Origin of the sequence: Klebsiella sp. LY, assembly GCF_004010915.1 — a bacterium.
Taxonomy (GTDB): Bacteria; Pseudomonadota; Gammaproteobacteria; order Enterobacterales; family Enterobacteriaceae; genus Klebsiella; species Klebsiella quasipneumoniae.
This window is the reverse complement of sequence record NZ_CP022444.1, coordinates 651100-663351: the sequence shown is the minus strand read 5'-3', so window position 1 is coordinate 663351 and position 12252 is coordinate 651100. Positions and strand designations below refer to the sequence as shown.

15 protein-coding genes are annotated in these 12252 nt (G+C 59.0%); 7 read left to right on the top strand and 8 right to left on the bottom strand.

Going from position 1 to position 12252, the window contains the following annotated elements; translation table 11 throughout:
- Positions 1-5: 5 nt before the first annotated feature.
- On the bottom strand, positions 6-1184 hold the full coding sequence (purT, locus tag CE636_RS06050; protein ID WP_017900214.1) for a formate-dependent phosphoribosylglycinamide formyltransferase: 1179 nt from the start codon (positions 1182-1184) through the stop codon (positions 6-8).
- A 135-nt stretch (positions 1185-1319) separates the two neighbouring features.
- On the opposite strand from purT, the gene CE636_RS06045 reads away from it, so the two are divergent.
- The 3 genes from CE636_RS06045 (at position 1320) to ptrB (ending at position 4719) form a co-directional block, all read left to right on the top strand.
- Positions 1320-1667 carry a YebG family protein gene (locus CE636_RS06045; RefSeq protein ID WP_017900213.1) on the top strand — a complete coding sequence of 116 codons (348 nt, stop codon included), beginning with the start codon at positions 1320-1322 and terminating at the stop codon, positions 1665-1667.
- Between the two features lie 211 nt (positions 1668-1878).
- Positions 1879-2538: a tellurite resistance TerB family protein gene (locus CE636_RS06040; RefSeq protein WP_004203389.1), complete on the top strand. Its 660-nt coding sequence runs from the start codon at positions 1879-1881 to the stop codon at positions 2536-2538.
- A 120-nt stretch (positions 2539-2658) separates the two neighbouring features.
- Entirely contained in the window at positions 2659-4719 is a 2061-nt protein-coding gene (ptrB, locus tag CE636_RS06035) for an oligopeptidase B (protein ID WP_004203388.1), read from the top strand.
- A 3-nt stretch (positions 4720-4722) separates the two neighbouring features.
- Here the strand turns inward: ptrB and exoX are convergent, their stop codons facing one another.
- Both exoX and CE636_RS06025 read right to left on the bottom strand, forming a co-directional pair.
- The gene (exoX, locus tag CE636_RS06030) at positions 4723-5382 is read right to left on the bottom strand and encodes an exodeoxyribonuclease X (RefSeq protein ID WP_004203387.1); all 660 of its coding nucleotides are present in this window, start codon (positions 5380-5382) and stop codon (positions 4723-4725) included.
- Between the two features lie 78 nt (positions 5383-5460).
- Entirely contained in the window at positions 5461-5691 is a 231-nt protein-coding gene (locus tag CE636_RS06025) for a DNA polymerase III subunit theta (RefSeq protein ID WP_002911406.1), read from the bottom strand.
- Between the two features lie 112 nt (positions 5692-5803).
- Between CE636_RS06025 and yobA the strand changes: the two genes are divergently transcribed.
- The 3 genes from yobA to CE636_RS06010 are packed head-to-tail and all read left to right on the top strand — an operon-like array spanning position 5804 to position 7406.
- Positions 5804-6178 carry a CopC domain-containing protein YobA gene (yobA, locus tag CE636_RS06020; RefSeq protein WP_004203386.1) on the top strand — a complete coding sequence of 125 codons (375 nt, stop codon included), beginning with the start codon at positions 5804-5806 and terminating at the stop codon, positions 6176-6178.
- Positions 6179-6181: 3 nt separating this feature from the next.
- A complete protein-coding gene (gene copD / locus CE636_RS06015; RefSeq protein ID WP_004203385.1) occupies positions 6182-7051 on the top strand; it encodes a copper homeostasis membrane protein CopD in 870 nt (289 codons plus the stop codon).
- A gap of 16 nt (positions 7052-7067) precedes the next feature.
- Positions 7068-7406: a YebY family protein gene (locus tag CE636_RS06010; RefSeq protein ID WP_002911404.1), complete on the top strand. Its 339-nt coding sequence runs from the start codon at positions 7068-7070 to the stop codon at positions 7404-7406.
- A gap of 648 nt (positions 7407-8054) precedes the next feature.
- On the opposite strand, the gene CE636_RS28580 is transcribed toward CE636_RS06010, so the two are convergent.
- Positions 8055-8198, bottom strand: coding sequence for an Ecr family regulatory small membrane protein (locus tag CE636_RS28580; RefSeq protein WP_032425946.1), 144 nt, complete (start codon positions 8196-8198; stop codon positions 8055-8057).
- 103 nt (positions 8199-8301) lie between these two features.
- The gene (locus CE636_RS06000; protein WP_004203383.1) at positions 8302-9270 is read right to left on the bottom strand and encodes a VirK/YbjX family protein; all 969 of its coding nucleotides are present in this window, start codon (positions 9268-9270) and stop codon (positions 8302-8304) included.
- Positions 9271-9426: 156 nt separating this feature from the next.
- On the opposite strand from CE636_RS06000, the gene pphA reads away from it, so the two are divergent.
- Entirely contained in the window at positions 9427-10098 is a 672-nt protein-coding gene (gene pphA, locus CE636_RS05995; RefSeq protein ID WP_017900212.1) for a protein-serine/threonine phosphatase, read from the top strand.
- Here pphA and CE636_RS05990 read toward each other — a convergent pair.
- From CE636_RS05990 to rsmF, 3 genes are all read right to left on the bottom strand, one after another.
- Positions 10095-10286: a YebW family protein gene (locus CE636_RS05990; RefSeq protein WP_002911395.1), complete on the bottom strand. Its 192-nt coding sequence runs from the start codon at positions 10284-10286 to the stop codon at positions 10095-10097. The genes pphA and CE636_RS05990 overlap by 4 nt on opposite strands.
- A gap of 97 nt (positions 10287-10383) precedes the next feature.
- Positions 10384-10623 carry a YebV family protein gene (locus CE636_RS05985; protein WP_002911393.1) on the bottom strand — a complete coding sequence of 80 codons (240 nt, stop codon included), beginning with the start codon at positions 10621-10623 and terminating at the stop codon, positions 10384-10386.
- A gap of 116 nt (positions 10624-10739) precedes the next feature.
- Positions 10740-12173, bottom strand: coding sequence for a 16S rRNA (cytosine(1407)-C(5))-methyltransferase RsmF (gene rsmF, locus CE636_RS05980; RefSeq protein WP_017900211.1), 1434 nt, complete (start codon positions 12171-12173; stop codon positions 10740-10742).
- Positions 12174-12252 lie beyond the last annotated feature (79 nt).

Genomic DNA, 12252 nt, shown 5'->3' with positions numbered 1-12252 from the left:
TGTCTTTACCCTTCGACGATAACCGCCGCGGCGGCGGTTTTAGCCCGCGCCACAGCCTCTTCCACCGAATCGGCGACGGCGAGGGTCACCCCCAGACGACGGGTGCCGTCAATCTCCGGCTTGCCGAACAGACGCAGCTGCAGGCCAGCTCCGACGGCCGACTGCAGCTGGCCGAAGCTGACGTTCTGACTGGTCAGCTGCGGAAGGATCACTGCGGAAGCGGCCGGACCATACTGGCGGATAGCGCCGACGGGCAATCCAAGAAAGGCGCGAACGTGCAGGGCGAATTCCGAGAGATCCTGCGAAATAAGCGTCACCATTCCGGTGTCGTGCGGGCGCGGGGAGACTTCGCTGAAGATCACCTCGTCGCCGCAAACGAACAGCTCCACGCCGAACAGGCCATAACCTCCCAGCGCGAGCACCACCTTGCGGGCGATATCCTGCGCGCGTTCAAGGGCCAGGTCGCTCATCTGCTGCGGCTGCCAGGACTCGCGGTAGTCGCCGTCTTCCTGACGATGGCCGACCGGGGCGCAGAAATGCACGCCATCGACGGCGCTGACGGTGAGCAGGGTGATTTCAAAGTCGAAATTCACCACCCCTTCGACGATCACCCGCCCGGCGCCGGCGCGGCCGCCCTGCTGGGCGTAGCGCCAGGCTTCGCTGAGCTGGTCAGACGAGCGGATAAAGCTCTGGCCTTTACCGGAGGAGCTCATCACCGGCTTGACGATGCACGGCAAGCCGATCTCCGCTACCGCCGCGCGGAAGGCTTCTTCACTGTCGGCGAAACGGTAGCTGGAGGTGGGGAGCTGCAGCTCTTCGGCCGCCAGACGGCGTATGCCTTCGCGGTTCATGGTGAGCTTCGCTGCCCGCGCCGTGGGGACCACTTTTTGCCCGGCCTGCTCCAGTTCGACCAGGGTATCGGTGGCGATAGCTTCGATCTCCGGCACGATGTAATCGGGTTTTTCCTGTTCGATCAGCGCGCGCAGGCTCTCGCCGTGCAGCATATTGATGACGTGGGCGCGGTGGGCGACCTGCATCGCCGGGGCATCGGGGTAGCGGTCGACGGCGATAGTTTCAATGCCCAGACGCTGACATTCGATGGCGACTTCTTTACCCAGCTCGCCGGAGCCTAACAGCATAACTTTGGTGGCTGCCGGGCGCAGCGCGGTGCCTAATACAGTCATAACTCTCTTCCGCAGTAAAAAAAGATGCGGTCGATTATAAACGAAAACGTTTGCGTCTGTCTTTATGCGCGTGAGTTGAGTCCGGAAGGGAAATTTGCTATACTGTATAAAAATACAGTACTAAGAGGCTGCAGCATGGCGGTTGAAATTAAATATGTAGTGATCCGCGAAGGTGAGGAAAAAATGTCTTTTGCCAGCAAAAAAGAGGCCGACGCTTACGACAAAATGCTCGATCTGGCAGAGGTGCTGAATGACTGGCTGGTAGCATCGCCGCTGGAAATGGACGATGCCCAGCGCGATACCATGGCGATGTGGCTGGCGGAGCGTAAAGAGGCGCTGCAGCATATTCTGCGCGCCGGCAGACTGCCGGAGCAGGATGCGACTGTGCACGATGCGCCCGCGCCGTCAACGGACGCTGAGGCTTCCCCGGCGGAAGAGGCCGCCGCGCCGGCTGCCAAAACGCGGAAAGCCAAAGCGGCCTGATGGCTGGCGGTCAGCCGCTGATGGGCTGATGGGCTGATGGGCTGATGGGCTGATGGGCTGATGGGTTGATGGGTTGATGGGCTGGTCGGTCGGTCGGCTGGACCCGGTGCCGCCGCCGCGCGCACCTTTGCGCATCTTTAGCCATGTCTAACATTTCCTGACATCGCGTCGTTTAGGCTGATAACAGTGTTTGTCACCTGAGAGGAAAACCATGGCTAACTGGCTAAATCAACTGCAGTCGCTGCTCGGACAGCAGGGCGCGTCGCCGTCCGGCGAGTCGTCAAAAGGGAGCGCCCTGCTGCCCGGCGCCATCGGCGGGCTGGCGGGGCTGCTGGTGGCCAGCAAATCGTCACGCAAGCTGCTGGCGAAATATGGCACCAGCGCGCTGCTGGCTGGCGGTGGGGCGGTGGCGGGTACCGTATTGTGGAACAAGTATCAGCAGAAAATGCGCGCTCAGAACACGCCCGCTCCGACACCCGAGACGGCTGCGGCGCCGACGGAGGTCGATCCGCGCAGCGTGCGGTTGATCACCGCCCTGGTGTTTGCCGCCAAAAGCGATGGTCATATCGACGATCACGAGCGGGCGAGGATTGAAGCCCAGCTTCGGGAGGCCAATATTGACGTGCAGGCCCGGGTGCTGATTGACCAGGCGCTGGCTCAGCCGCTGGATCCGCAGCGTCTCGCCGAGGGCATCGTTGACCCGCAGGAGGCGCTGGAGATCTACTACGTCAGCTGCGCGGTGATTGATATCGACCACTTTATGGAGCGCAGCTATCTCAACGCCCTGGGTGAGGCTCTGGCGTTGCCAAAAGATGTCCGGGCCGACATCGAACAGGACATCCAGTCACAAAAACAGGCGCTAAGCGTTTAAATTATCACGTTTCGCTTGCATCGCCCGCGTCTTTTGCCACCCTTATAGACACGTCATCATTCAGGCGCCACCCTGCGGCCTGAATGCTCTTGTGTCACGAAAAAGCAGCAGAAGAATAACATGCCACCTAAAGCCAAACGGATCCCTCACGCCATGACCTTGCATGGCGATACACGCATCGATAACTATTACTGGCTGCGCGACGATGAACGCGCGCGGCCTGATGTGCTGGAATATCTGCACGCGGAAAACGCCTACGGCAAGCAAGTGATGGATTCGCAGCTCAGCCTGCAGGAGCGTCTGCTGAAAGAGATTATCGACCGCATTCCGCAGCGGGAAGTCTCTGCCCCCTATAGTAAAAACGGCTTTCGCTACCGGCAGGTGTATGAGCCGGGCTGCGAATACGCTATCTACCAGCGACAGTCGGTGCTGAAAGAAGAGTGGGACGAGTGGGAGATCCTGCTTGATGCCAACCAGCGGGCGGCAAAGAGCGAGTTTTACACCCTGGGCGGGCTGGGTATTGCGCCCAACAACCAGTTGATGGCGGTGGCGGAAGATTATCTCTCCCGTCGCCAGTACGGTCTGCGTTTTTGCGACCTCAGCAACGGCGAGTGGTATCCGGAGACCCTGGAAAATGTCACCTCCGGCTTTGCCTGGAGCAACGATTCACGCTTTGTGTGGTACGTGCGTAAACATCCCACCACGCTGCTTCCTTATCAGGTCTGGCGCCACACCGTCGGGACGCCGGCGCAGAGCGACGTGCTGGTCTACGAGGAAAAAGATGAGACCTTCTACGTCAGCGTGCATAAAACCACATCCCAGCAGTTCGTGGTGATTTATCTCTCCAGCGCCACTACCAGCGAAGTACTGCTGCTCAACGCCGAACTGCCAGACGCTGAGCCGGTCTGCTTCCTGCCGCGGCGTAAAGATCATGAATATAGCCTCGATCACTATCAGCACGCCTTCTATCTGCGATCCAACCGGGACGGGAAGAATTTTGGTCTCTATCGTACCGTGCTACGCGATGAAGATCAGTGGACCACGCTGATCCCGCCGCGTCACGACGTGATGCTTGAAGGATTTACCCTGTTTACCGACTGGCTGGTCGTCGAGGAGCGTCAGCGCGGCCTGACCAGTCTGCGGCAGATTAACCGCAAGACCCGGGAGGTGGTGGGGATCGCCTTTGACGATCCGGCCTATGTCACCTGGCTTGCCTATAATCCGGAGCCCGAAACGTCGCGCCTGCGCTACGGCTACTCCTCGATGACGACGCCCGACACCCTGTTTGAACTGGATATGGATACCGGCGAACGACGGGTGATCAAGCAGCAGGAGGTGAAGGGGCTGGACACCCGCTGCTATCAGAGCGAGCACCTGTGGGTGACCGCCCGCGATGGCGTCGAAGTCCCGGTCTCGCTGGTCTACCATCGCGACCATTTTCGTAAAGGGAGCAATCCGCTGCTGGTCTATGGCTATGGCTCGTATGGCGACAGTATCGATGCCGATTTCAGCGCCAGTCGGCTGAGCCTGCTCAACCGCGGCTTTGTCTACGCCATCGCCCACGTCCGCGGCGGCGGCGAGCTGGGTCAGCAGTGGTATGAGGACGGTAAATTCCTGTGTAAGAAAAATACCTTTAACGACTATCTCGACGTCTGCGACGCGCTGCTGGCTCAGGGGTACGGCGACCCGCGGCTCTGCTATGGCATGGGCGGCAGCGCCGGCGGGATGCTGATGGGGGTGGCCGTTAACGAGCGTCCAGAGCTGTTCCACGGCGTGATAGCCCAGGTGCCGTTCGTCGACGTGGTAACCACGATGCTGGATGAGACCATTCCGCTGACGACCGGCGAATTTGAAGAGTGGGGGAACCCGCAGGATGAAACCTATTACCACTACATGAAAAGCTACAGCCCCTACGACGGCGTGAAGGCGCAGGCGTATCCGCATATGCTGGTGACCACCGGGCTGCACGATTCCCAGGTGCAATACTGGGAGCCGGCGAAGTGGGTGGCAAAACTGCGTGAACTGAAAACCGACGATAACCTGCTGCTGCTTTGCACCGATATGGACTCCGGGCATGGCGGAAAATCCGGGCGCTTTAAAAGCTATGAGGGGGTGGCGCTGGAGTACGCCTTTTTCATCGCCCTGGCGCAGGGGACACTGCCGGGGAAAGCGGCAGTGTAGGGGCTATTCCCCAAGGTAATGCTTGAGCGTGAGGCGCAGTTCGGGGCTCATGCGGTCGAGATTGTTGAATAACCAGCGCAGATAGCCTGGATCGTTTTCAGCAATCTCGGCGACGGCTTTACCGCGATATTTGCCGAAGGTAAAGGTGGTGAGCAGCGCCGGCCGACCTGTGATATCGGCCATTTCGTCAGGCGTCCAGCCGGAAACGTTGATGATATCCAGCAGCAGCGCAGCGGTGATATAGCAGTCATACAGCGCCCGGTGGTGATGCAGCCCCGGCGGCGTGGCCACGTTCAGCTTACGTGATTTATAGAGCCCCATATTACTGTATTTGATCCCCGGCCACAGCCGGCGGGCCAGCTTCATCGTACAGATCCACTCGCCATGCATCTCCGGTAGCACCCGACGATCGAAGCTGGCGTTATGCGCGACGTACCACGGGCTGCCATGATAGTGCGGAATAATCTCCTCAATCCACGGCTTATCGGCGACCATCTCTTCGGTAATCCGGTGGATAGCCATCGCCTGCGGGCTGATGGGGCGGTCAGGACGCACCAGATGACTCATGGGATTGGTGATTTGCCCGTCGACAATGTCGACCGAGGCGATTTCAACAATGCCCCCCTGCAGTCCGCAGGTTTCGGTATCAATGACGCGCAGCATGGCTCGCTCCAGAGCAAAACAATAAGCGTAAAGTATTTGGTCGGGCTTGCCAACCGACGGCGAGGGGGCAAGTAGGCATTATTTCTGTTTCGGCTCCCAGGGCAGGCGGGACAGTGAAACGGAGGCCAGCCGATGGGCGATCAGCCGTTCGCGGAACCAGTCGCGCAGATGGGCGGGCTGTTCACGCTCGACCAAATCAGCGACCACCGGCATATTATACCGCTCTTTAAAGGCGACGCCGGCGGCGGCGAGATCGACGTTAACTTTATCCATCTCATCTTGCGAAATTTTGGCCAGATTTCTTTCCATCATACACTCCACTCTGCTTGTAAACCCGGTCAGGGCCTGACGCCCGGCTCGACTCTGCCATTATACAGGGTTATTCTCTGTGCTACAGACATAACAAAAGGGAATGACGAATATGCGACTTCTTGCTGGACGCGCATTGCGCCTCTCCGTTGCGTTTGCCGGGCTATTAACCGCGGCGGGCGCGCTCGCCCACGCTCACCTGCAGCAGCAGATCCCCGCCGCCGGAGCGCAGCTGGCGGCCTCCCCGCAGACGTTGACGCTCAGTTTCTCCGAAGGCATTGAACCCGCGTTCAGCGGCGTGACCGTCACCGGTCCACAGCAGCATGCGGTAGCCACCGGCAAACTGACCCGCAGCGCCGACAACCCCGCCCAGGTCACCGTGCCTGTAGCGGAAACCTTGCCGCCGGGAGAATACACTGTGGCTTGGCATGTGGTCTCAGTGGATGGCCATAAAACCAAAGGGCAATACACCTTTAGCGTGAAGTAAGCGATGCTGACCGGGCTCTACATTACTCTGCGCTTTGGGCACTTTATCACCCTGATGCTGGCTTTTGGCTGCGTGCTGTATGGCGCCTGGTGGGCGCCCGTGCCGCTGCGACGCGTACTGATGCTGCGCTTCTATCCGCTGCTGCGCCCGCTGCTGCTGATCGGCGCCCTCTCTACCCTGGCGCTGTATCTGCTGCAGGGGGGATTGATGGGCGACGGCTGGGCAGATGTCTGGCAACCCGCCGTCTGGCAGGCGGTGGCGGGCACCCGCTTCGGCGGGGTGTGGATCTGGCAGATCCTGCTGGCGTGGATCGCCCTCGCCGTAGTGTGGATCCGTCCCCGACATGGCGCTCGCCAGCTGGTGGCCCTGCTGGCGGCCCAGCTGCTGCTTTCCGCTGGGGTAGGGCATGCCGCCATGCATGATGGTTTACTCGGCGCCCTGCAGCGGACTAATCATGCTGTCCACCTCTTCTGCGTTGCCAGCTGGTTCGGCGGCCTGTTGCCCTTTATCTATTGCCTGCGCCTGGCGCAGGGGCGCTGGCGGCAGGCCGCGGTCTATACCATGGCGCGCTTTTCACGTTACGGGCATCTGGCCGTCGCCGGCACCCTTGCCAGCGGGGCGATCAATGCGCTGTTGATCCAGGGAGGGATGATTGGCGCATCGCCCTGGGGACGTCTGCTGTTGATCAAATGTGCGCTGGTGGCCGGGATGGTGGTAATTGCGTTAGTGAACAGGTATGTTCTGGTACCGCGCATGTCGGCAAGCGGTTCGCGGGCGGAAAGTCTGATCCTGCGAACCACGCAGGCTGAGATAGGGCTGGGCGCGCTGGCGCTGCTGGCCGTCAGTCTGTTTGCCACCTGGGAACCTTATTGAATTAACTGGCAAAATCATGAAAAAAATTGTTCTGACCATGTTGTTACTGGCAAGCTCCGGCGCTGCACTGGCGGCGCCGCAAATTATCACCGTGAGCCGCTTTGAGGTAGGGAAGGAGAGCTGGGCGTTCAACCGTGAAGAGGTGATGTTGACCTGTCGTCCGGGCAATGCCCTTTACGCTATCAACCCGAGCACTCTGGTCCAGTATCCGCTCAATGAGGTGGCTGAGCAGCAGGTCAAAGCCGGCAAAACCACCGCCCAGCCGATCTCAGTGATCCAGATCGACGATCCGCAGCATCCTGGGCAAAAAATGAGCCTCGCGCCGTTTATCGAGCGCGCGCAGAAGCTCTGCTAGATTTTCGCGCTATCTCGCTGTAATAGCATAAAAAAAACCGCCCTTGCCGGACAACGGCAGTGGCGGTTTTTTTGCTGGCAGCGCCCACTTTTCCAGGAATTATTCGGCCACATTGGCCGCAGACTGGAAAAGCTGACGCGTTAAACTATTCTTATAGTGCAAGGCGACTTAGCCTGCATTAATGCCAACTTTTAGCGCACGGCTCTCTCCCAAGAGCCATTTCCCTGGACCGAATACAGGAATCGTATTCGGTCTCTTTTTATCTTAATCTGTCTGCTTTCGCGATCACCAGCGACATCCTGTCAGTCAATTCAGTCAATCACCAGGCTGGCCTCTGGATGTCCCGTTATAGCACACCGTTTTTAGCATACACAATTCATTTACACACAAATTGCATCCTGCGGAAGAACGGTATGGGGAAGGCGGAACCGTAAGCGAGGGGAGAGGAAAAGAAAAAACCTGCACCTAAACAGGCCCGGCGTGCAGGTTAACTGGCGGGCCAACATCGGAAGGCTGCTAGTATACATATTTGTATGATAAATAGAATAAACAAAACCTTATTGATTTGGCAATTCATGCGATTAGCCGTCCGCGCCCCACGAAAGGGCGGGAAATAATATTGAGGGGCGTAGTTCCGAGCGTCCGGTATTATTCCGGAACGCTGAAGGTGGGAAATATCTGACTTTCCAGATAGCAGAGTAAAAGCCAAATTTCATCGCTGAAAATAAACCATATGCTGCCCAGCAGGACGACCGCGAGAATAATCAGCAGGAAAATTTCGGTTTTACTCATCATGCTAACGACTATCCAGTGGTCTGCGGGGACCATGATAGTAGCGAAATAAGAACATAATAAGCAAACGCCGCGTGACGGGGCGAGTTCACTGGTCGTGAAATTACTCGCCCGGCAGTGGCTGCGTCAATATTGCCACCTGCTCCGCCAGCTGATCCAGCAGCTGGAATCGACGCCGGTATTCGGCCCGTTTTTTACTGGCGATGCTCTCCAGCGGTTTTCTTTCCAGACGCAGCGGTAGCTGCCAGCGCCAGGGGCTTTCCGGCTTGCCGTCGATGGATTGCCAGAATTCGTCGTAGCTGGCGTGGAAATGGCGCCCCTTGCTCAGGCGATAGCGCAGGGCGCGAAACACATGGCCATTATCGCTAACGCCGTAAATCGCTGCGATATGGCTGCGAGCGGCCAGCAGCCAGATAAACTCCAGCAGCAGGCGCTTCGGGAACAGACCGTAGCAGGCGCGGGTCGCCTGCTTGATCACCTCGTGAGAAACGTGGCGTCGCGGTCCCTGCAAGCCGCCGATGATCAGCTGCCAGGCTTCGCCATCCCAGGTCACGCTGAAGGTGGCGCTGGCCAGCAGGGTATGATCGCTGTCGCGCAGCCACAGGGTGGTTTCACCCTCACGCTCGGCCTTCCCGGCCGAAGAGGCCGAGAGGGAAAACTGGCGCTCATCCTTTCCATTGAGCGTCAGCAACGGGACCTCGCACACTGCGGTCATGGCATGCGCCAGCCGGGAACCGCGCAGGGTATCGACATAGCGATAATGGCTTATTACCGCCATCGCCCGCTGCCAGGCGTTGAGATCGCGCGTTAGATATTGACGGTGCACTTTCCCTGGCAGCGTCGCCTGCGCCGCCAGCAGCTGGTTAAAATCGTCACGAGCGCTCAGCGCCTCCAGCATCGCTTTAGTCGGGCTATAAAATAATGCCGTGCGCAGTAGAAATTTAAAGCGGTAATTTTTCTGCCGCCATATAGGTGCGGGTGTTAATCTACCCATCACCAGATCGGCAATGAGATGCGAGCGCGGCGTAAGCACGCTGGATGAATGCAGGCTATTGTCTGTCACGATAAACACCTCGTTGTTATTTCCTGCTATTTTAAAACGAGGCGCTGATAAGCTTAATCCTCTGGCCGACTATATTTGCCGTTTGTTTAAAATCGATTGAGGTGTAAATAAAAAACAGCGACTATAAGTTGGAATTACCTATAATTACAGCAGAGAGGTAATTATATGTATCAGCGTATTAATGGCAGAGACTGGCGTAATATCTGGCTGATGGGCGATCTGCATGGCTGCTTTGCGCTGCTGATGGCGCGCCTGCGCCGACTGCGCTTTGATCCCTGGGCCGATCTGCTGATCTCGGTGGGCGATCTGATCGATCGCGGGCCGCAAAGCGCTGACTGTCTCGGCCTGTTGCGCAGCCGCTGGTTCCGGGCTGTGCGCGGGAATCATGAGCAGATGGCGCTGGAGGCGCTGGAGGCGCTGGAGGCGCTGGAGAGCGGAGATATGACGCTCTGGCAGATGAACGGCGGCGACTGGTACGCCCGGAGCAACGTGCGGCAGCGGGCTGACGTCGATCGCCTGCTGGCGCGCTGTCAGCGGCTGCCGTTGATTATTGAAGTGGAGTGCGCAAAAGCGCGGCATGTGATCGCCCATGCCGATTATCCGGCGCCGGTCTATCGCTGGCAGCAGCCGGTGGATCCCCAGCGGGTCCTGTGGAGCCGCCATCGTCTGAGTGAACATCTGGCGGGGCGTCATGGCGCTATCGCCGGGGCTGACCATTTCTGGTTTGGCCATACGCCGCTTCGCGCGCGTTATGACTACGACAATCAACACTATATTGACACCGGCGCTGTGTTCGGCGGCACGCTGACGCTGGTGGCGCTGCAGTCGGCAGACTAAAAGTCACTGTATTCGCTGGCGGGTTGCCAGAAGCCGTCAATAAAATCTTCTATCGGGTAGCAGCCGCCGTGGCGGATCCGCTGATCTTCCATCGCCACCAGGCACTGCGTTTCCTCGCGGTAGACGTCAACCACAATGTCCTCGCAGCCGCCATCCAGATAGCAAATAAACAACACTAAGGCAAACATCCTGGCCTCATGTTCGGGGGGACATACTGTTTAGTGTAGGGGATGACGGCGGGACGGGGAAATAAATAACCCGTCTCAGGCGACGGGTTCATTGGCGTCAGGCAAGGCGCATGACCCAGGCATCGGACTGGCGGTCGTAATGTTTACGGTAGAGGACGGAATGTTCACCATTGAGAATCGCGGGAACGCTGGTGTCGGCATCCCAGGCGTCAAGCTGCATACATAAATCTGGATCGGATTTGCAGGGAATGCTTAACGTTCGCTCACCCTGATGTTCACCATGCAGTTCGGCATCGTCTATCTCAAACGCGCCGATGCGGACATTGGTTTTACTCATCGCTTCACCCCATTTTTTCAGCTGAGCTGTGGTACGACCAGTTGCGGTCGTCATTTTTCAGCGTAGTCAATGGGGGGAAAACCGCCAGTCAAAAAGTGCGTATTTTTTGCGCGGCGTCACACCTTGCCGGCAAAAAGTTTCCCATCGCGTACCAGCTCGCGCGGGTAACTGTTCTTCAGACGGGAGCCGACGCGCTTGGCCAGGCCCAGCGGCACGCCCTGGAAGGTGACAATGGCTTCATCCTGCGCTGGCGGGGTTTGCGGATAGACGTCGCGTCCGCGATACCATTCCTCCGCTTCCTCCAGCGTCAGCTCGAAGGCGCGCTGCGGCGCGGCAAAGGCAATAACCGCCTCATGCTGCCAGCGGTAACCCTTATTGTGCAGTTCCGCCAGACGCACGCCAATGCGCGAAAACCGCACCTGACCAAACAGAGGCTCCATAGACTGCGGAAATAGCCACAGCTCTTTATCCCGTTGCCACAGCGTGTGGCTCGCGTCCCATTCCAGCCCGACAGCGCGGGCGGCGGCGGTCGCCGCGGCGGCCTCCCGGCCCTTCAGCGGCGCAAACGGGAACTTGCCGACCTTGTAGCCCGGCGCCGGGAGCGGATCGATAGCCGCCGTCTTGCGCAAGCGGGCGACAAAGAAGCCTTCACAATCGTAGATCTGCGGGAAAACATGCAGAAATCCCTCGGCGGTTAAGGCATCGGCCGCGCCGGGAAACAGCTCTCCCAGCGGCTGGATCGCCACCGCCTGCGGGTAGCGGGACAGCAGCCAGTGAATGACGGACTGATTTTCTTCGCGGTTCAGGGTGCAGGTCGAATAGACCAGCGTCCCGCCGGGGCGCAGGGCATGGAAAGCGCTGTCGATAAGCTCGCGCTGGGTGGCGGCGATGTCGAGGTTGCTCTCCGGCGACCAGTTTTTCAGCGCGTCCGCATCTTTGCGTACCACCCCTTCGCCGGAGCAGGGGGCATCAAGCAGAACGGCGTCGAAGGCTTCGGGCAATGCCGCGCCGAACACCCGGCCGTCGAAATGGGTCAGGGCGACGTTGCTGATGCCGCAGCGGCTGATGTTGGCATGCAGCACTTTCACCCGGCTGGCGGAGAACTCATTCGCCAGGATGCCGCCCGCATTGCCCATCCGGGCGGCGATCTGGGTGGTTTTCGACCCCGGAGCGGCAGCAACGTCCATGACTCGTTCAGGCTGCGGGTTATCGGCGAACAGGGCGGCGACCGGCAGCATTGAGCTTGCTTCCTGTATATAGAACAGACCGCTGAGATGTTCGGCGGTGCTGCCCAGCGGCAGCGCGTCGTCGTCGTCCCGCTCGATCCAGAATCCCTCCTCGCACCAGGGGACCGGCGTCAGCTGCCAACCATAGGGGGCGACCAGAGAGAGAAAATCATCGACGCTGATTTTCAGCGTATTGACGCGAATACTTCGGCGTAGCGGGCGCTGACAGGCGGCGATAAATTCGTCGAAAGAGAGGTGCGCCGGCATCGCCGCGCGCATTTGAGCAAGAAACGCTTCAGGGAAATAGACAGTATTTTCGGCCACAGGCAGCGCACCACAGAAAAAAAGGGTGCGCAGTTTAGCACAAACGCCCCGGTGCAGGACACCGGGGCGTGAGGTTTGT

Bases quoted from the DNA above. Each gene is read 5' to 3' on its own strand.
- CE636_RS05990 (WP_002911395.1), bottom strand. From the start codon at position 10,286: ATGTTTGCCTTAGTGTTGTTTATTTGCTATCTGGATGGCGGCTGCGAG.
- CE636_RS06045 (WP_017900213.1), top strand. From the start codon at position 1,320: ATGGCGGTTGAAATTAAATATGTAGTGATCCGCGAAGGTGAGGAAAAA.
- exoX (WP_004203387.1), bottom strand. From the start codon at position 5,382: ATGCTGCGCGTCATTGATACCGAAACCTGCGGACTGCAGGGGGGCATT.
- ptrB (WP_004203388.1), top strand. From the start codon at position 2,659: ATGCCACCTAAAGCCAAACGGATCCCTCACGCCATGACCTTGCATGGC.
- CE636_RS06040 (WP_004203389.1), top strand. From the start codon at position 1,879: ATGGCTAACTGGCTAAATCAACTGCAGTCGCTGCTCGGACAGCAGGGC.
- copD (WP_004203385.1), top strand. From the start codon at position 6,182: ATGCTGACCGGGCTCTACATTACTCTGCGCTTTGGGCACTTTATCACC.
- pphA (WP_017900212.1), top strand. From the start codon at position 9,427: ATGTATCAGCGTATTAATGGCAGAGACTGGCGTAATATCTGGCTGATG.
- purT (WP_017900214.1), bottom strand. From the start codon at position 1,184: ATGACTGTATTAGGCACCGCGCTGCGCCCGGCAGCCACCAAAGTTATG.
- CE636_RS05985 (WP_002911393.1), bottom strand. From the start codon at position 10,623: ATGAGTAAAACCAATGTCCGCATCGGCGCGTTTGAGATAGACGATGCC.
- CE636_RS28580 (WP_032425946.1), bottom strand. From the start codon at position 8,198: ATGAGTAAAACCGAAATTTTCCTGCTGATTATTCTCGCGGTCGTCCTG.
- CE636_RS06010 (WP_002911404.1), top strand. From the start codon at position 7,068: ATGAAAAAAATTGTTCTGACCATGTTGTTACTGGCAAGCTCCGGCGCT.
- CE636_RS06025 (WP_002911406.1), bottom strand. From the start codon at position 5,691: ATGGAAAGAAATCTGGCCAAAATTTCGCAAGATGAGATGGATAAAGTT.
- yobA (WP_004203386.1), top strand. From the start codon at position 5,804: ATGCGACTTCTTGCTGGACGCGCATTGCGCCTCTCCGTTGCGTTTGCC.